At 71.7% G+C, this 17,385-nt stretch carries 16 protein-coding genes and 1 pseudogene; 8 read left to right on the top strand and 9 right to left on the bottom strand.

Annotated elements, in window-relative coordinates:
• Positions 1 to 54 precede the first annotated feature (54 nt).
• Together ACRWND_RS25025 and ACRWND_RS25030 are read right to left on the bottom strand one after the other, a co-directional pair.
• Complete coding sequence (locus ACRWND_RS25025; RefSeq protein WP_431953134.1) at positions 55 to 1,059, bottom strand: NAD-dependent epimerase/dehydratase family protein; 1,005 nt, start codon at positions 1,057 to 1,059, stop codon at positions 55 to 57.
• The gene (locus ACRWND_RS25030; protein WP_431953136.1) at positions 1,056 to 2,117 is read right to left on the bottom strand and encodes a ScbA/BarX family gamma-butyrolactone biosynthesis protein; all 1,062 of its coding nucleotides are present in this window, start codon (positions 2,115 to 2,117) and stop codon (positions 1,056 to 1,058) included. The genes ACRWND_RS25025 and ACRWND_RS25030 overlap by 4 nt, the downstream gene beginning before the upstream one ends.
• Here ACRWND_RS25030 and ACRWND_RS25035 point away from each other — a divergent pair.
• The 8 genes from ACRWND_RS25035 to ACRWND_RS25070 all read left to right on the top strand — a co-directional run bounded on the left by ACRWND_RS25035 (position 2,116) and on the right by ACRWND_RS25070 (position 10,920).
• Entirely contained in the window at positions 2,116 to 2,775 is a 660-nt protein-coding gene (locus tag ACRWND_RS25035) for a ScbR family autoregulator-binding transcription factor (RefSeq protein WP_431953138.1), read from the top strand. The two genes, ACRWND_RS25030 and ACRWND_RS25035, sit on opposite strands and share 2 nt — an antisense overlap.
• Positions 2,776 to 3,262: 487 nt before the next feature.
• Entirely contained in the window at positions 3,263 to 4,471 is a 1,209-nt protein-coding gene (locus ACRWND_RS25040; RefSeq protein WP_431953140.1) for an IS701 family transposase, read from the top strand.
• 71 nt (positions 4,472 to 4,542) lie between these two features.
• A complete protein-coding gene (locus ACRWND_RS25045; RefSeq protein ID WP_431953142.1) occupies positions 4,543 to 6,681 on the top strand; it encodes a hypothetical protein in 2,139 nt (712 codons plus the stop codon).
• Positions 6,682 to 6,889: 208 nt separating this feature from the next.
• Positions 6,890 to 7,237, top strand: coding sequence for a non-heme iron oxygenase ferredoxin subunit (locus ACRWND_RS25050; protein WP_431953144.1), 348 nt, complete (start codon positions 6,890 to 6,892; stop codon positions 7,235 to 7,237).
• Positions 7,234 to 8,481: an NAD(P)/FAD-dependent oxidoreductase gene (locus ACRWND_RS25055; RefSeq protein ID WP_431953146.1), complete on the top strand. Its 1,248-nt coding sequence runs from the start codon at positions 7,234 to 7,236 to the stop codon at positions 8,479 to 8,481. The genes ACRWND_RS25050 and ACRWND_RS25055 overlap by 4 nt, the downstream gene beginning before the upstream one ends.
• Before the next feature lie 48 nt (positions 8,482 to 8,529).
• A complete protein-coding gene (locus ACRWND_RS25060; RefSeq protein WP_431953148.1) occupies positions 8,530 to 9,276 on the top strand; it encodes a DUF2306 domain-containing protein in 747 nt (248 codons plus the stop codon).
• Positions 9,273 to 9,941, top strand: a complete 669-nt coding sequence (locus ACRWND_RS25065) for a LysR substrate-binding domain-containing protein (protein WP_431953150.1) — start codon at positions 9,273 to 9,275, stop codon at positions 9,939 to 9,941. The genes ACRWND_RS25060 and ACRWND_RS25065 overlap by 4 nt, the downstream gene beginning before the upstream one ends.
• Entirely contained in the window at positions 9,931 to 10,920 is a 990-nt protein-coding gene (locus tag ACRWND_RS25070) for a class I SAM-dependent methyltransferase (protein WP_431953152.1), read from the top strand. Before ACRWND_RS25065 ends, ACRWND_RS25070 begins: the two co-directional genes overlap by 11 nt.
• A 1,062-nt stretch (positions 10,921 to 11,982) precedes the next feature.
• On the opposite strand, the pseudogene ACRWND_RS25075 reads toward ACRWND_RS25070, so the two are convergent.
• The 7 genes and pseudogenes from ACRWND_RS25075 to ACRWND_RS25105 form a co-directional block, all read right to left on the bottom strand.
• Positions 11,983 to 12,156, bottom strand: a pseudogene (locus ACRWND_RS25075) (hypothetical protein); the annotation flags it as partial.
• A gap of 45 nt (positions 12,157 to 12,201) precedes the next feature.
• A complete protein-coding gene (locus tag ACRWND_RS25080) occupies positions 12,202 to 12,966 on the bottom strand; it encodes an SDR family oxidoreductase (RefSeq protein WP_431953154.1) in 765 nt (254 codons plus the stop codon).
• Positions 12,967 to 13,108: 142 nt separating this feature from the next.
• A complete protein-coding gene (locus ACRWND_RS25085; protein WP_431953156.1) occupies positions 13,109 to 14,305 on the bottom strand; it encodes a PP2C family protein-serine/threonine phosphatase in 1,197 nt (398 codons plus the stop codon).
• A 4-nt stretch (positions 14,306 to 14,309) separates the two neighbouring features.
• Positions 14,310 to 14,717, bottom strand: coding sequence for an ATP-binding protein (locus ACRWND_RS25090; protein ID WP_431953158.1), 408 nt, complete (start codon positions 14,715 to 14,717; stop codon positions 14,310 to 14,312).
• On the bottom strand, positions 14,714 to 15,034 hold the full coding sequence (locus tag ACRWND_RS25095; RefSeq protein ID WP_431953160.1) for an STAS domain-containing protein: 321 nt from the start codon (positions 15,032 to 15,034) through the stop codon (positions 14,714 to 14,716). Before ACRWND_RS25095 ends, ACRWND_RS25090 begins: the two co-directional genes overlap by 4 nt.
• Entirely contained in the window at positions 15,024 to 17,045 is a 2,022-nt protein-coding gene (locus ACRWND_RS25100) for a glycogen debranching protein (protein ID WP_431953161.1), read from the bottom strand. The genes ACRWND_RS25095 and ACRWND_RS25100 overlap by 11 nt, the downstream gene beginning before the upstream one ends.
• Positions 17,042 to 17,377: an STAS domain-containing protein gene (locus tag ACRWND_RS25105; protein WP_431953163.1), complete on the bottom strand. Its 336-nt coding sequence runs from the start codon at positions 17,375 to 17,377 to the stop codon at positions 17,042 to 17,044. Before ACRWND_RS25105 ends, ACRWND_RS25100 begins: the two co-directional genes overlap by 4 nt.
• Positions 17,378 to 17,385: the final 8 nt, after the last annotated feature.

Consider the following 17,385-nt stretch of genomic DNA (forward strand, 5'->3'; position numbering starts at 1 on the left):
TCTTGCATCAGGGGGCACCAACGACCCTCATCACTCACTGACCGTGACGAAAAGTCAGGGTGCCAGACGACGCGCACCGCTCAAGATCGAAGACCCGGGAAGTCGCAGCGACTCTCGGTACCAGGGGGCGTGCGCGGGGAAGCCGGCGAGGAATCCCGCCCCCGGGTGGACGCCCGTCGTCCGCCAGAGGAGCCGGCTGTCGAACCAGGCGTCCGTGGTCAGGAAGCGGATCAGCCGCAGTGCGCGCTCGTCCCCGACCGGCAGCCCGGGCAACGCCTCGTCGGCGGTGAGCGCCTGCTCGGGCAGGGGGAGCGACAGCTCCCCGGCGACCCGGGAGAGCATGGCTCGTACCGACACCGGCTCCGGGTGAGCGGCATGCAGCACCCCGGCCGGGGGTTCGGCCTCGTCCAGCGCGAGCGCGACCAGCGCCTTCGCCAGGTCGTCGGCGCTGACCAGGGACACCCGCGCACGGCCGTCGTCCGGCAGCCCCGGCAGCAGCCGCAGTGCCGTGACCGCGGCTGGGACGACCCAGGTGTCGCCGCGCCCGTACACCAAGTGCGGCCGCACCACGGTCCCGCTGGCGGCCAGCACCTGCGCGTCGCCCGCCAGGCGGCTGCAACTGACCGCGGATTTCGGGCCGGGGACGGCCGTCTCCTCGGTGACCCCGCGGTGCGGTCCGGGACCGTAGACCGCGGTGGTGCTCAGCCGGACGAAGGAGCGCGAGCCGGCGGCCCGCGCTTCCCCGAGCAGCGCCGAGGTGCCGACGGCATTGACCGCCTGGAGCCGGTCCTCGTCCCCGGTGATCAGGGAGCCGAGGTGGAGCACCCGGGAGACGCCCGCGCAGACACCGCGGAGGGTGGCCGGGTCCGCTAGGTCTCCCGTCCAGGGCTCGATCGCCGGGTGTGCGGGCGGCGCCGCCGTGTGGGCGAGCAGCCGCACCCGCAGCCGGGCGCCGCGGTCGGCTGCCGCCAGCAGTCCGGCCAGGACATGGGATCCGATGAATCCGGTGCCGCCCGTGAGCAGGACGGTGCGCGGCTGGTCGCCGCCGGGCCCGGTCACGGGGCGTCCGCGGGCACGAGCGCCGCCGCGTTGTGCAGATCGGCGGTGAAGACCAGCTGACCGTCCTGCGTCCCGCGCACGGTGAGCAGTTCGGTGCCGGTCCCGAGCTGGACGCAGGTCCTGGCCTCGATGACGCAGGGCACGCCTAGTTCGGCGTAGCGCTGGAACTGGATGCGGAGCGTCTCGGGGTAGAACGGCTGCCGCGGCACCAGGTGCGCCACCTGCTGGACCGCCTCCATCAGCAGGATGCCCGGGTGGTGGTCCCGCTTGCGGTTGACGTTCAGCGGGTGCAGCGGGTCGATCCGCAGTCCCCAGGAGTCCGGGGTGTCCGCCGCGCCGAGTACGACGTAGGACTCGTCACTGCGGCCGACGAGCGCGGGGGCGATGGCCGGCCGCAGGTCGGCCGTCGCGGCATGGCTGTGGAGCGCCTCGCCGCGCAGCCGCCGGTAGGCGGCGGGCGAGGTGATGCTCAGGCGGCCGCCTCCGGCCGCCAGCTGGCGGCCTCCTCGGGAGATCACGATGTGGCAGTGCATTCCGGCCGGACGCGTGCCGCGCTGGAGGATATCGGAGAACTCCACCTCGACATCGATTCGGGCGGCTTCCTCACGCACGGCAAGTTCTTGCGGAACAGCCGTGTAATAGACGTCCCACATGACAAAATGGTGCTCCATGGGGACGGAGTAGGCCTCGTGAGCCAGCAAGATTATCGACTGGCGAAAGGTTTCGAAAATCGTGACCGGGGAGTACCTGTTCTGCAGGGGTGAGAAGAACGCGTGCCGGCTGTTCCAGTTCCCTTTTACTCGATAGCCGTGTTCTCCGGCCCTGGACCACCCCGTGGGGATGACGTCACCCCCGTCGGTCTGGTGGACCAGAGCCGGCGCTATTGTTGAAGACATGCCAAGAGTATGGGCAGTTTTCACTTTCCCCCACTTAAGAGAAGATCCGCTGTGGGTCATCCCCGGGTCAACATACCGGCATGCTTGTTTGTCACACAAACCTCTTACCGGTGCGCCCGGCAAGAGGTTGAAATCGGAATAAAGAGCGAAGGAAATGGGCATGTCGCGACAAGAGCGGGCAAGGCGGACGAAGGGTCTGATTCTCCATGCGGCTGGATCACTGTTCGCCGAGCGTGGATATGTCGGCACGACTCTCTATGACGTGTATACGCGCGCGGGAGTCACCAAGGGAGCCTTCTACTTCCACTTCCCTTCCAAGGAGTCCCTGGCCGAGGCGGTCCTCGCCTCCCAGGTGGAAGGCGAGGCCTATCCGTTGGTGCCCAGGTCTCTGAAGCTGCAAGAACTGGTCGACGCCGGACTGGTCTTCGCCTGTGCGATAGCGGAGGATCCGCTGCTGCAGGGCAGCATCCGCCTCTCCCTCGACTTGCTCGACCAAGGCGTCGGCGTCGACGCCAAGTTGCCGTTCCGGGCCTGGATCGAGCAGAACCGCGAAGCGCTGGAGGACGCGAAGGCGCAAGGTGAGCTGCAGGCCCACGTCGACACCCAGGAGGTCGCAGAGCTGCTCGTCGGGGCGTTCTCGGGCGTGCAGCTGCTGTCCTACGCGATCAGCGGGCGGCGGGACCTGCCCCAGCGCGTGTCCGTTCTGCTCACCCACGTGCTCTCGTCGATCGCCACAGCCGGCGTCCTGGCACGCCTGGACCTGTCACCGCAGCGGGGGCGCGACGTGCTGGCCGAGGCCGGGCGAGTAACGGCGGAATGAGGGGTCCGGCCCGACGGATTTGTTCAAGAACTTTTTACTCAGGGGCGTTGTGCCTGGTCAGCGCCCTGAAGGGTTTCCAGGATTGGGATTCACCCCTGGCATATGTCCGAACGAACAGGAATATTTCCGGCCGATAGTTGAAAATTTAAATACGGGCATGCTGGTAAAGTTTTGTTCGGTGCCAGGTGATGCGGCAGGGGGGTGAGGGTCCGAGGCGGATGCCGACTGCGAGGCCGCGACGGAGCGGTGTCGCATCGGCCGTGGTGCAGCGAACCATTTCTCTGTAATTTGTGAATTCCTTTCCCCAGCGTCGCTTGTTCATTTTTGTCAAGCGCCGCTTCAGTGTGCCGTAAAGCAGAATCAAGTGTTCTGTCGACGGGGTACGGGCGCTGCCGAAAAACTCGGAGACAACGTTATGTGACTCTTGGGGCGCCTGACTCGGTCCGCATGATGAAACCGGTGCTTTAGGTCAGTATTGGGGGATGATGTGACTGCTCTCGAAGCCTCGCCGCTCACTCTTGCCAACGGCCCCGCGGAGTTCGCCCGCTGCATCTTCATGCCCCTGCCGCGCTCCGATCAGCGGCGTTGGGCGGAGGTCTACCTCCGGGGCCTGCTCACCATCCCGGGCAAGAAGACGATCAAGAAGATGATACGGGTGTGCGGAGACAACGATGTCTCCCGGATGACCCAGTCCCTCCAGCAGTTCATCAGCCAGAGCACCTGGGACTGGTACCAGGTCCGCGAGGCGATGGCCCGCAAGCTGCATGCGAGCCTGGACGCCGAGGCGTGGGTGGTGGACCAGGCCGTCGTGCCCAAGCGCGGCACCCACTCGGTCGGTGTCGCCAAGAGATTCGTCGCCGCGCAGGGCAGGACGTTCAACTGCCAGGTCGGCATCGGCCTGTTCCTCGCCACCGACATCGGCTCCCTGCCGGTGGACTGGAGCCTCGCCCTCGACGACACCTGGTCGCTCAACGATGAGCGGCGCTCGCGCGCCAAGATTCCGGGCGATGTCGCAGGCAAGCCCGACTCGCAGCTCATCCTCGACATGGTGGACCGGGCGGTCCATGACTGGGGCCTGCCCGCCCTGCCAGTCGTGGCCGGGCTGTGCAACTGCCCGGACGCCTACAGCCTGCTGGCCGGGCTGCAGGAGCGCGGCACCAGCCTGGTGCTGGAAGTCCCGGCATCCCTCGAGGTACTGCCGGCGTTCCCCGCCAACGCCAAGCCGGCCGCCAAGGCGGCCGAGGCCGACGGCGCCCGGCTGCCCACCGCACGGGAGCTGGTGAGCGGAGGCACCAGCCGGCCGCATGTCACCTCCGTGCCGCACGACACCGACCAAGCCCAGCGGGTCTTCCTGCGCTCGTGCCTCGTGCAGGTGCCGGGACTGCGCACCCGGCCGCACCTGTCCCTCGCGACCTTCCGCCTCTACGCCGAGTGGTCGCCGACCGAGTCCCAGGCCACCCGGTTCTGGATCACCAACCTCCTCGACCGCCGCCCCGACGAGATCATGAGGCTGGCAGCCATGCGCCAGGAGAGCGCCACCGACCTCGACCGGATGGAGAAGAGCTTCGGCGTCAAGGACTTCGAGGGGCGCTCGTTCCCCGGATGGCACCGCCACATGACCATGGCCTCGGCCGCGTACGCGTTCGACAGGCTGAAGGCCGCCGGTCGGCTGATGGCCTGCGCGCCGAGCTTCTGAGCCCGCCTCCCCGCCGGGCAGCGACGGACGATCCCGGGTAAACGACGTGTCATGCACCCGCAGAAGGGCCCATGGGCGATCAGGACCACACGCTACGCCGCTTCCTCACCACCCTCTCCCCCCGACCCTATGTCCGGGCCGCCGCATGGGACAGCGCCCAGCGGGGCTGGGCCAACCGCTACCCCGCCACCGCGGACCTGAACGGCCTGCGCGGCGACCGCCCCGTCGCCATGCACCTGTTCCCGGAGGACGCCCGCGAGGGCACCCGGATCTGGGCCTTCGACCTGGACGCCGGCGCCGGCCGCGAACACGCCGAGCACCAGGCCCACCGGCTGAGCCAGTTCCTGTCCGCCGCCGGCCTGCCGGCCGTTCCCGTCCGCTCCGGACCCACCGGGGGCCACCACATCTGGACGGCCTGTGAAGAACCCATCCCTCTGCCACTGTTCCAGCGCCTCATCCGCACCTTCGGAGCCCTCAGGGAGCACAGCCCCGACTCGCCCCACTCGCTGAGCACCCTCGACACCACCCCCTGGCTCAACCTGCGCACCGGGGCGCTGCGCCCGCCCGGCGCGGCGCACCGGCTGGGCGGGCGCGCCGTCCTGCAGGAGCACAGCCTCGACGAAGCCTTGGACGCCCTCGCCGCCGGCGGGCCGCTGCGCGCGCTGACCCGGCTGGCCGGCGATCTGGAGGGGATGGCCGGCGACCGCCCGCCCGTCCGGCCCGCGCAGGCGGTGGCGCGGGCTGTAGTCTCCGGCCGCCCCCTGCCGCCCAGCATCACCGGCGGTGACCCGGCGGCCGTCCCGCACCGGCGCATCGTCGCCGACGAGAGCGACGCCAAGCCCCGGCTGGCAGGCCGGCGTCGTGCCCTCACCGCGGCCGGCCGGGAGGCCCTGAGCACCGGGCCGCACCCCACCGCCGACCACTCGGCGCACGCCTGGCGCGCCTTGGTCGCCCTCGCCCTGGCCCGCTGCACCTTCTCCGACGTGCTGACCCTGCTCTACGACACCAAGGCGTCCCCGGCTCTGGAGTACTTCCGCAGCTATCGCAGCGCACGCGGCACCAGCGGCCGGGCGGTCCGCAGCACCGCGGAGACGGAGGCGCTGCTCAGCCAGCAGTGGGAACTCGCCGTCGAACGCGCCGCCCGCCTGCCCGTCGGCGGCGCGGACCGCGACGACGACCCCGCCCCCGAGGTGACCGCGGCGGTCAACGCCCTGCTGGGGCGCATGGAGAACGCCGGGCCGGCCCGCTGGTCCCAGCCCACCGGGCCAGCCGACGAAGCGGTGCTGCACTGTCTGGCACTGCTGGTCCTGGTCAGCGGCAGCCTCACTGTCGACCTCGACGTGCGCAGGGGAGCCCTGTTGACCGGGTTCAGCGCGCAGACCGTCAACGTCGCCATCCGCGACCGCCTCATCCCCGACGGGTGGCTGCACGAGGTCCGGCCGTCCGACTTCATGAAACGGCGGGCCCGCACGCTCGCCCTCGGCACCGGGTCTGACACAAGTGATAACGCCCCCCAGCACACCCACCGGACCCTGCTGCGGCGCCTGGGCACTCGGGTCAGGGAGGCGGCGTCCGAACTGTGGTCCAGGCTGGGGCATCATCTCCACCGCACTTTTCAAGCCGTCGGGCGGAGCGGGTCGACCGTCCGGGAGGTCAGGGCCCGCACCGGATACTCCCGACGCACCACCCTCCGCCACCTGGTGACACTGCGTGAGCAGGGGCTGGCCCTGTTCGTCGGTGACGTCTGCCGCCGTACCGGGCGGAGCGTGGACAGAGCCCGGGACGCTCCCGTGCCCGAGCGCGCCCTGGTCTACGAGGTGGACCGCTCCGTCGCCGCCTGGTGGCGCGGCGAGTTGGCCTGGCTGCGCGCCCCGCGCACGGCCAAGATCCGGCGGCGCGCCACCGGGCGGGACGGCGCCGGGGGTTTCACCGTCACCCGCTACCCGAGAACCGCGCTCGGCCGTCCCGACCACGCCCGCGCCTGGCTGCTGTCCGCGCTGGCCCTGCTCACCCGCCCCGGTCCGGGCGGCGCGGACCAGGGGCGGACGTGCTGCCCGGACCGCCCGCGAGCCCCGCGGCTGCGTGCACTGGCCGAATTCTCCCCCATTCATGCGGAACAGTTATCAGCGCAAATATTGGACACGGAACGTCGCCTCGGATTGACTCGTCCTGCGCTGGAAGCCCATGAAAACCGGGCGGAGGGCGGGTAGGAAAAACCCTCCGCGCGCGCACCGGCGTGAGCGCCAAGCCTTGCTTGGTGAACCGTCGGCCTGCGTCCTTCCCCCCGGGGACGCAGGCCGGCTCACGTCACGATTGCCGGGACATGCTTCGTTAAGAGCGCCTTGTGCGGCCGGCCGGACAGCCGCGAGCATTCCTGGACAGGCGCCGACAGCAGGAAGCGCCGGATAGGAGGAACTCATGCAGCCACAGGCCGCCGAGCACAGGATTCCCTTGTTCGAGGAGGGAGACCTCAAGGACGGAGACACATTCTTGCTGCCCGCCGATGCCTTCGGAGGCACCGATTCCATCGCCGTGTTCAGGGACGAGGGGCAGTACCACGCTCTCGACGACACCTGTCCGCACGCCCTCGCCTCGCTCTCCGAGGGGTGGGTCGAGGACGGCGAGGTCGAGTGCCCGATGCACGGCGGGCGGTTCTGCCTGCGCACCGGCGAGGCCACCGCGATGCCCGCCACCGGCGCCGCCCGCACCCACCCCATCGAGGTCCACGACGGCCGGGTCTGGCTGATCCTGGGCGGCAGCGAGTGACTCCGGGAGACCCCTCGCTCCCGCGCCGCATCGCCGTTGTCGGTGCCGGCCTCGCGGGGGTCTCCGTCTGCGCCGAACTGCGCCGCCTCGGCTACGAGGGCACCCTCAGCCTGTTCGGCGAGGAGGACGGCATACCGTACGACCGGCCGCCGCTGAGCAAGGACTTCCTGTTCAGCGACCTCCCCGCCGAGAAGCTGTGGCTCAGACCGGAGCAGTGGTACCGGGACAACGACATCGACCTGCAGCTCGGCGAGTCCGTGGTGGCGCTCCACCCCTCCGAGGGGCGGATCGTGCTCGCTCGCGGCAGCGACCGGCGTGCCGACCTCGTCGTGCTCGCCACCGGAGGCCGCCCCCGCCCGCTGAACGTCCCCGGCGCGGACCACCCCTCCCTGGTCACCCTGCGCTCCCTGGACGACGCGCACCTGCTCAAGGAGCAACTGCGCCGCGGTGCCGAGATAGCGGTCGTCGGCGGCGGGCTGATAGGCGCCGAGGTGGCCGCCTCCGCCCGCGCGCTCGGCTGCGCGGTGACCCTCGTGGAACCCGCCGAGCTGCCTCTGCAGCACCTCGTCGGCCCGGTCTACGCCGCGGCCCTGCACGCCCAACACCACGAGCACGGTGTGCGCGTGGTGCGCACCTCCGTCGACGAGGTGGTCCGCGTCGGCACCCGCACCGTCCTGCGCCTGGCCGACGGCACTTCCCTCGGCTGCGATCTCGCCGTGGTCGGCGTGGGCATCGACCCCGAGACCTCGCTCGCCGCCTCAGCCGGCCTGCACACCGACCGCGGCATCGTCGTCGACGTCGGCCAGCGCACCTCGCACCGGCGGATGCTGGCCGTCGGCGACGCCGCCCGTGGGAAGGCCACGGCCGCCGCCACCGCGGTGGGCCACTGGCACGCGGCCCAGACCCAGGCCGCGAACGCCGCCGCCGGCGCCCTCGGCCTGCCGCGGCTCGAACTGGCGGCGCCCTGGTTCTGGTCGGAACGCTACGGAACCCGCCTGGAGGCGGCCGGACAGCCGACCGTCGGCATCACCACCGTCGACCGCGGCTCGCTGCAGGACGACTCGGTGATCACCTTCGCGCTCAGCGAGGGCCGCTGCGTCGGAGCCGTCGCACTCAACCGGCCCCGCGAGATGGCCGCCGCCCGCCGCCTCATCGAGCGGGACGCGGTGGTCGACCCGGCCCGGTTGGCCGATCCCGGTGTCGACCTGCGTTCGCTCGTCCCCAGCCGCCCCCGCACGACCTGAACGGACCCGACCTACGCCACTCGACCCGAACCGGAAGGCTGACTCCCCATGGCCACTGACAGCGCGACCACCCCGTCGCGGGCCGTAAGCACCCCGGCGACCAGAACGACACCGCGCTGGCTGCGCGAGAGCTGGGTCGCCTTGTTCGCCATCTACTGCATAGGCTTCGGCATCTACGGCGAGGCGAAGTACGCCACCTTCAGCCGCGCGATGTCTCGGGTGCCGATCCGGCCCGATGTGCCTGCGCACTATCCGCTGCTGGCCATCCACGTGCTCACCGGCTTCATCGCCATCTGCCTGGCCTGGTGCCAGGTCTGGCCGTGGCTGCGCGAGGCCCGTCCGCAGCTGCACCGGCGGCTGGGCTGGGTCTACTACCTCTTCGGCGTGTTCCCCTCCTGCCTGCTCGCCTTCCCCGTCGCCATCCTCACCCCGGCGGGCCAGGCCATCCGCTCCGTGCTTCTGGTCATCGCCGTCATGTGGACCGTCACCGTCGTCGCCGGCTTCCGCGCGATCCTGCAGCACCGGTACGAGGACCACCGTCGCTGGATGCTGCGCAACGTGGCCCTGACCACCACCATCGTCACCTCCCGCATCCTGTCCTGGTGGTTCGTCAGCTGGACCAACGGCCTGCTCCCCGACACCTACGAGCACCAGCCCCTGCTGACCGTCACCAGCATGTCCGCGACCGGCCTGTGGACGGCCCTGCTGCTGCACATGAGCTTCGTCGAGTGGTACCTGCTGCGTCCCCGGCGCCGCATGGGCACCCGGAAGACCAAGGGCGCCGCTGCCCGATGACCTCACCCTCCGCCGTCGGAGTTCCGGCACCGCCGTCCACCCCGGCCCCGTTCGTCCGCCTGCTCTACCAGGGGTCGCCGCTGCAGGCCTCCCGTCTGGTGCGGGCTGCCGGCCGGTGCGATGCCGAGGTCCTGGCCGAACCGCACGACACCGGCGACCCGCTGGAGCTACTGCGCGCCGGGCGGGCCGACTTCGCCATCGCCTCCGCGGAGGCCCGCCTGCCCGGCCTGGCCCTCTCCCCGGTCCTCTTCACCGAGGGCCGGGTGCTCGCCGTGGGCTGCGGGCACGCACTCGCCGGACACAGCGCCGTGCGACTGAGCGACCTGGCCCGCGAGGGTGTCGCGCCCGCACCCGCGCCCTCGCCCTGGCGTTGGCATCCGGGTGCCGCGCGCACGGGGCCAGGCAGCACGCGGCCCCTGCGGGAGTTGTTCAGGGCGATCGTCCACGCGCGCACCGCCCACGTCTTCCCCGCCTCGATCGCGGACGTCGCGCCGCGGGGCGTGCGGCTGCTCGACATCCTGGACGCGCCGCCCCTGCCGATCGCCCTCGCCTGGTCGGCGGACCGCGGGGTCAGCCCCGAGGCCGCCGGGTTCCTCCGCGACGTCGTCGGCCGGGCGCCGGCCGACGACAGCCGCACCACCCACGGGAAGGACCATGGGCGCTGACGACGAGCCCGTGCCGGGCCTGTGTGCGGGCCTCGATCTCCACGCCTCGGACCGGGAGACCGAGGCCGGGCACTTTCTGGCGGCGGCACCCCGCCACTGGGCGGCAGTGCGGGACGTCGGGCTGCTGCCGGGCTGGCGTGTCCTCGTGACGGGCCGACAGGCGTTCGGCTACCTGCGCTGGATCGCCGACCTCGTCGGCCGACGGGGCTCGGTGGTGGTCGTCATGCCGGGCAGCAGCCCCGCGGACCCGCACGGCCCGGCCCTCGGGCCCCGGCTGCCCTGCCCGGTCACCCTGGTGCACGCCGACGGCGGACCGCTGCCCTTTCCCGACGACGAGTTCGACGCCGCCTGGTGCGCCGGCATTCTCGACACCCGGGGGGAGGAGGAGGTCGCCGACCTGCTTGTGGAGGTCGAGCGGGTGATCCGTCCCCAGGGCATCGTCGCCGTCCGCGACAGCGTCCCGCACCTGCTCACCGTGCGGCCGGGCGACCCCTACCTCATCACCGACTTCCGGCGCGCCGCGGCGGCCTTGCTCGACTGCCCCCAGCGTCTGACCCTCGGCCAGGACGTCCACCTACAGCTGCGGCACAGCGGCTTCACCCGCCTCGAGCAGCACGTCGATCTGGTCGAGTACTACGCCCCCGTCCCGCCCTCGGTCCGCCGCTACTACCAGCAAGCGCTGGCGGCCGTCGCCCGGCAGGCGGCCATCGTCGGCATGGACGAACGCTGGCACCACCTGCGCGGAGGCGACGGCCCCGGCCACCCGCTGCACGCGCCGAACGCCTACGTCAGCGAGGGCTATGTGCTGGCTTCGGGCGTCAAGGCGAAGAACACCTCACTCGGCGGCCACCGAAGCGGTCGGACGGACCGCAGCGGTCTCGCGGCCGAGGGACAGCGGATCGGACATGACGGCGGCCAGCAGCACCGCGACGTCCCAGTTGCAACCGGAGGCGGCGGCATGGAAGCCCGCGGCCAATGAGGTGGCCTCCGTCAGCCGGCCCGCGAGCAGCGAGCAGTCGATCATGTAGGCGGTGAGGAGCGCCTCCATCCACGGGTGCTCCTCCCGGAGGCCGGGAGCCCCGATCAGGGCCCGCCGCATGTGCGGCAGCGCCTGCGCCGGGCGGCCCTCGCCCAGGGCCAGGGCCGCGCGCGCCGCGCTGAGGAACACCTGCGCGTGCGGCTGCGGGGAGGCGGGTGCCTCGCGCACGGCCTGCGCCGCCGCGTCCATGGATCCGGTCACCGACAGCAGCCAGGCCCGTTCCGCCAGGAACCGGGCGGCTGCCTCCGGCCGGGCCGCGGCGGCCTGCTCCAGCAGCCGCGCGCCCGCCTCGGCGTCGCGCAGCCCCAGACCGACCAGCATGGCCCGGACCAGGACCACCCAGTGCGGCGTGCCCGCCTCCCCGGGCAGGGCCGCGCCGCCGACGGCGTCCAGCAGGGCCACGCCCTGCGCGGCCTCGCCGCGCAGCAGCAGGAGGAACGCACGCACCGCCGCGGCGGTCGCGGTCGGGTCCACCTGCAGGGCGAGCCCGCTGAGCAGGTCCACCTGCTCCAGGGCGAGCGCCCGCCAGGCGGCGTCCAGCGCGGACGCCAGCCCTATGCGGGCACCGTCCCCGAGCGTGCCCGCCCGCCGGCCCGGAGTCGGGGAGACCTCCACGGCCACCCCGCTGCGCAGGAACTCGGCCAGCAGCGCCACGTTCCCGCCGGTGGCCGCCCGCAGCGCCGGCGCCAGCCCGGCGGGGACCGGTGCGTCGGCGAGGTAGTGCAGCACCCGGCCGATCTCGGCGGCTCTCAGCGGAGGCAGGTTCACGCACACGGCGCCGGGCAGATAGCGCAGGCAGTCCAAAGGCCCCTCGGGGACGTCGTCGGGCCTGCTGGCCACGACCGCCGCGCCCTCGTGCACGTGCGCGGCGCGCAGGCGGCGGACCAGGGTGTGGCCGGCGCGGTGCGCGTCGTCGAGCACCAGCACCGGGGGCACTGGGCCGGGGCCCGATGCGTCCCCGGCGAGGAAGGCGCTCACGGCCGCGGGGTCCGTGGCCGGGTCGACCGCCATCACCCGGTGGCCGTCGCGGGCGAGCTCGTCCGACAGCCGGTGCAGCAGGGCGGTGCGCCCGGAACCGGGCGCACCGGTGACGACGACCGGCCCGCAGCCGGCGATCGCCAGGGCTTCGCGGATCCGGTGAAGGTGCTCGATGTGTGCCAGGACGTCATGGTGCATGGTGGTTCCCCCTGCGTCGGCGTGGGACGTTCACGGAGCGGCGGGTCAGTAGACGAGGCCGCCGTCCGCGCGGATGTTCTGGCCGGTGACCCAGGCTCCGTCAGGGCCAGCCAGGAAGGCCACCACGGCAGCGATCTCGGCTGGCTGGCCGAGCCGGCTGAGCGGAGTGTCCGCGATCACCTGCTGCCGGATCTCCTCGGTGGTGGAGCCGATCAGCATCTCTGTCTCGCTGGGTCCCGGCGAAACCGTATTGACCGTGATCTCGCGCGGGGCCAGTTCTCGCGCGCCCACCCGGGTGAAGGCTTCCAGCGCCGACTTGCTCGCGATGTAGCCCGACTCCGGGACGCGCGGCCAACGGGTGGTGACGGACGAGACGTTGACGATGCGCCCGCCCTGGTTCATCCGCGCGGACGCGTACTGCATCGCGAAGAACGGGCCCTTGGCGTTCACGTCCATCACCCGGTCGTAGTCCGCCTCCGTAGTGGTGCCGATGGGCGTCATGACCGGGATCGCGGCGCTGTTGACCAGGATGTCCAGGCCCTGCAGGCCGGCTTCCGTGAACTGCTTGTCGGCTTCCCGGAACAGCGCCTGAAGCGCGCTGAGGTCGCCGGAGTCGGCCTTCACCGACCAGGCGGTGCCGCCACCGGAGCGCACCAGGCGCTCCGTCTCCCGGGCCGCTTCGTCGTTGCGGAGGTAGCTGAACACCACGCCCGCGCCGTCGGCCGCCAGGCGCTGGACGATCGCGCGGCCTATTCCCCGGGATCCGCCGACGACAACGGCGCTCTTGCCGCTGAGCGGTTTGTTTTCCATGGATGCCTTTCCCTGTTTTCACGGGGCGTCCGGAGTCGATTTCCCGGACGCTTGCACGGGGCGGACTTATCTCATGCGACATTACGATCCGTCAGGCGGAAGTTTCCAGGGAATCCCGCACTGTCGGGGAGAGGTCGTTAAGTCACGCGTCGCGGCGCAGCACCATCATCGTCACGTCGTCGAATGCGGGGGATCCCGCGACGTGCCGTGCGAGCGCCTCGTCGACCGTCTGCAGGACGACGGCGCCGCTTTCCGCGGGGCCCAGCAGCTCCAGCAGCCGGGGCATTCCGAAAGGGGTGTTGTCGGGGGAGCGGGCATCCACCACGCCGTCTGTGTACAGGAACAGAGCCGCGTCCCGCTCAAGGCGCGTATGGCCGATGGCGTACGTACTGTCCACCATCATTCCGACCGCCGGACCGGTGCCGTGCAGCAGTTCCCGGTGGCCGCCGGGGTGGATCAGCACGGCCGGGTTGTGGCCGGCGTTGACGTAGAGGACATCGCCCTGCACCGGGTCGAGCAGGCCGAAGAAGAGCGTGGCGAAGTAGGCCTGCCGCAGGTGGTGCCGGGCCAGGTAGCTGTTGGTCGCCGCCACGGCCTGGAGCAGCGGGCCCGCGCCCAGCCCGAGGGTGGGGGGCACCGGAACGTGCTCGGCGACGCCGGCCGGCATCGCGCCGGCGCCGCAAACAGCCAGCGTGCTCGCGTCCTCCGCGGCGTGCCGCAGCAGGGTACGGATGATGGCCATGAACAGGGCCGCCCCCAGGCCCTTGTCGCACACGTCGGCGACCACGAAGGCGAGCCTCCTGCCGTCGAGGAGCTCGAAGCCGTCGTAGAAGTCGCCGGACATGTGCTGGGCGGGCCTGAAGCGGAAACCGAACTCCCAGCCAGGGAAGGAGGGCAGCCGCTCCGGCAGGAATCCCTGTTGCAGGCGCTGGGCGAGGAGCAGGTCGCGTTCGTGGGCGCGCAGGGTCGCCTCGGCGGCCGCGGCCTCCACCAGCCCCGCCAGCTGCCCGCGTTCACGCGAGGACGTCAGCCGGTTGCGCAGCAGCGCCGGGAGGTAGGGCGGGGCGACGAAGCCGAAGCCGGCCTGCGCGCACAGCTCCAGGGCCCGCACGTTCTGCCCCGGGTACACCAGGACCGCGCTGGGGAAGAACCGGCCGAGCCCGGCGATCCGCTTGAGCCCGAGGTCGGCGCAGAGCAGCACCGCGTCGGGGGCGGCGAGCGGGGCCAGCTGTCCGGGCCTCGCGCGCTCCACCGTGTAGCCGGCCTGTTCCAGGCCCTGGACCAGAGCGCCGTCTCCGTCCGGGTCCTCACCGACCACCACCACTCGTTTCCTGGGCATCGGACTACCGCAGGACGGTCAGGACACAGTGGTTGCGGCGCCCGGTGTACCGGTAGCGGAAGTCGTCGAGACTGCGCATGGCCAGGAACAGGCCGAAGCCCCCCACCCGCCCGGTCGCGGTCCCGGCGGCCAGCCGCGGCAGGGGGTCGTGCTGGCGCGGGTCGAACAGCGGTGCCTCGTCCTCGATCTCCACCCAGGCGCGGGTCGCGTCGAAGCCGTAGGACAGGCTGATCGGCCCGCCGCCGCTGTGGTAGCCGTGGACGACGATGTTGGTGACGATCTCGTCCGTGGCCAGCCTCAGCCGGTAGGCGGCCTTGCCGTCCAGGCCGGCGCAGGTGGCCAGGGCGCAGACCATGGTGCCGACCTCGGTGGAGACCGGGCGGGAGCCGTCCAGGGTGAAGCGCAGGTTCACGCGCTCAGCTCCCGTCGCACGGTCACGCTGCGGTCGAAACCGGTGAGCTCGATGGTCCGGCGTACCTCGTCCGAGGGGTTGATCAGCACGATCTCCACGGCGCGGCCGAGGACCTGATGCGCGAAGACCAGGCAGCGCAGGCCCGCCGAGGACATGTAGGCGAGGTCGGACAGGTCGAGTTCGAGGCGGTCGAGGTGCTCACTCGACAGGCCGTCGAGCACGGTTGCCAGGTGCGCCGCGGCCGTGCTGTCGGCCTCGCCCGCGAGGGTAAGGCGGGCGGTGGAGTTCCTGATGGTGAGCGACACGTCAAGTGTCATGCGGGTCTCCAGACGGGTCGAAGGGAGCGGCGTACAGGACCTGCACGGAGCGGGGCGGCAGCATGACGCGGCCCGGCTCCGGCGGCCGGACCGGGGCGAGCGGCTCCGGTGCGGCGGTGTCGGCGAAGGCGTGCCAGGCGAGGTGGCCGGTCAGGTCCGGCAGGGGGACGGTGTGGGTCTCCCAGTGCGCGTTGGCGGCGACGTGCACGGCGTCGTCGCCGAGCCGCAGGGTCCACTGCAGCAGCGGGACGCCGTCGACGGGCGTTGTGGCCAGGCCCCGGGCGTCGGGCGAACGCAGCGCCGGATGGGTACGGCGGAAGGCGGTCAGGGCCCGGGTGAAGCGAAGCAGTTCGGCGTTGTCCGCGGCGAGACCCCAGTCGATCCAGGACAGCACGTCGTGGCAGTAGGCATTGTTGTTGCCCTGCTGGCTGCGGCCGAACTCGTCGCCGGCGGTGAGCATCGGCACGCCGCGGCTGGCCAGCAGCAGGACGAGGGCGTTGCGGACCTGCCGGGAACGCAGCCGCAGCACCTCGGGGTCGTCGGTGGGGCCCTCGACCCCGCAGTTCCACGAGTGGTTGGCCCGCTCGCCGTCGAGGTTGTCCTCCCCGTTGGCATGGTTGTGCTTGTCGTTGTACGCGTACAGGTCGTGCAGGGTGAACCCGTCGTGGCAGGTGACGAAGTTGACGGAGGCCCGGGGCCCGCGCCGCCCGTACAGGTCCAGGGAGCCGAGGACGCGCGCGCCGAGGTCCTGGGCCGCCTGGTGGTCTCCCTGGAGGAAGCGGCGCGCCGAGTCGCGGAAACGGCCGTTCCACTCCGACCAGCGCCCGTAGTGCGGGAAGCTGCCGACCTGGTACAGGCCGCCCGCGTCCCACGCCTCGGCGATGAGCTTGGTGTCGCGCAGCACCGGGTCGGCGGCGATCGCCTCCAGCAGGGGAGGGTCGGCCAGCGGCGCGCCGTCCTGGCCGCGGACCAGCGCGGAAGCCAGGTCGAAGCGGAACCCGTCGATGTGGAACTCGGCCACCCAGTAGCGCAGGCAGTCCAGGACGAAGGCCCGGCCGACGGGGCTGTTGGCGTTGAAGGTGTTGCCGGTGCCGCTGAAGTTCAGGTAGCTGCCGTCCGGTGCCAGCAGGTAGAAGCCGGGGTTGTCCAGCCCCCGGAAGGAGAGGGTGCGGCCGCGTTCGTCGCCCTCCGCGGTGTGGTTGAAGACCACGTCGAGGACGACCTCGATGCCTGCCGCGTGCAGGCGCCTGACCGTGTCCTTCAGCTCGGTGGCGGCGTCGTCCGAAGCAGCGTAGCTGGCCTTCGGCGCGAAGTGGCCGAAGGTGTTGTAGCCCCAGTAGTTGAACAGCCGGCGGCCTTCGCTGCTGCGGGCGTTGTCGGACTCGTCGAACTCGAACACCGGGAGCAGTTCGACGCAGTTCACGCCGAGGTCGAGCAGGTGGGGAATCTTCTCGGCCAGGCCGGCGAAGGTCCCGGGCCGGCGCACCCCGGAGGAGGGGTGGCGGGTGAAGCCGCGTACGTGCAGCTCGTAGACGACGAGGTCCTCGACCGGCGTCCTGGGCGGGGTGTCGCCCTGCCAGTCGAAGGCCTCGCCGGCGACGACCCGGGACCGGTACGGGTACGGGTCGAGCGAGTACGGCGCGCCCCAGGTCTCCCGGCCGCCGAAGGCCCGGGCGTAGGGGTCGGCGAGGACGGTGCGGGCGTCGAAGCGCAGCCCGCGGCCGGGCGCGAACGGGCCGTCGGCTCGGTACCCGTACTCGATGGCCTCGGGGTCGAGGCCGCTGACGAGCATGCTGTAGACGCCGCCGACCCGGCAGTCGCGGGGGAAGACCACCTCCGCGAAGGGCTCGGGCGCGCCGCGCCAGTACAGCACCAGGGTCATGGAGGAGGCCCCGCCGGCGGGGATCGAGAAGTTGATCCCTTCGGGGGTGGCGGTGGCACCGTAGGGCAGCGGCACGCCGGGGCTCACCCGCAGGCCGGCAGCCAGGAGCGGAGCGGCAGTGGTGGTCACGGGGCCAGCGCCCGGATCGCGTCGTCGACGTTGTCGGCCACCAGGACGCTGTCCAGGAAGCCGGTGGCCGCGAGGACGCTGCGGGCCTCCTCGGGCATGGTTGCTAGGGCCAGCGGAACACCGTGGCCACGGGCCCGGTAGTAGACCAGCAGCAGCACCCGCAGGCCCGCGCTGGACAGGTAGCCGACGCGTCCGAGGTCGAGCAGCAACTGCCCGCTGTCCGGCGTGAGCGCCTCCAGGGTCGCACTGGCCTCGGCGGCGGTCACCCCGTCGAGGTCGCCGTCGACGACGACCACCGTGACGGTGCCCCGCATGTACTTCTCGACCTGCATGTCACATC

The sequence above is a fragment of the Actinacidiphila sp. bgisy167 genome (assembly GCF_965342175.1).
Classification (GTDB): domain Bacteria; phylum Actinomycetota; class Actinomycetes; order Streptomycetales; family Streptomycetaceae; genus Actinacidiphila.

What these genes read in the sequence shown, in the direction of transcription:
- ACRWND_RS25035 (WP_431953138.1), top strand. Translation starts at nt 2,116, where the DNA reads ATGTCGCGACAAGAGCGGGCAAGGCGGACGAAGGGTCTGATTCTCCAT.
- ACRWND_RS25030 (WP_431953136.1), bottom strand. Translation starts at nt 2,117, where the DNA reads ATGCCCATTTCCTTCGCTCTTTATTCCGATTTCAACCTCTTGCCGGGC.
- ACRWND_RS25045 (WP_431953142.1), top strand. Translation starts at nt 4,543, where the DNA reads ATGGGCGATCAGGACCACACGCTACGCCGCTTCCTCACCACCCTCTCC.
- ACRWND_RS25050 (WP_431953144.1), top strand. Translation starts at nt 6,890, where the DNA reads ATGCAGCCACAGGCCGCCGAGCACAGGATTCCCTTGTTCGAGGAGGGA.
- ACRWND_RS25060 (WP_431953148.1), top strand. Translation starts at nt 8,530, where the DNA reads ATGGCCACTGACAGCGCGACCACCCCGTCGCGGGCCGTAAGCACCCCG.
- ACRWND_RS25065 (WP_431953150.1), top strand. Translation starts at nt 9,273, where the DNA reads ATGACCTCACCCTCCGCCGTCGGAGTTCCGGCACCGCCGTCCACCCCG.
- ACRWND_RS25070 (WP_431953152.1), top strand. Translation starts at nt 9,931, where the DNA reads ATGGGCGCTGACGACGAGCCCGTGCCGGGCCTGTGTGCGGGCCTCGAT.
- ACRWND_RS25080 (WP_431953154.1), bottom strand. Translation starts at nt 12,966, where the DNA reads ATGGAAAACAAACCGCTCAGCGGCAAGAGCGCCGTTGTCGTCGGCGGA.
- ACRWND_RS25085 (WP_431953156.1), bottom strand. Translation starts at nt 14,305, where the DNA reads ATGCCCAGGAAACGAGTGGTGGTGGTCGGTGAGGACCCGGACGGAGAC.
- ACRWND_RS25095 (WP_431953160.1), bottom strand. Translation starts at nt 15,034, where the DNA reads ATGACACTTGACGTGTCGCTCACCATCAGGAACTCCACCGCCCGCCTT.
- ACRWND_RS25105 (WP_431953163.1), bottom strand. Translation starts at nt 17,377, where the DNA reads ATGCAGGTCGAGAAGTACATGCGGGGCACCGTCACGGTGGTCGTCGTC.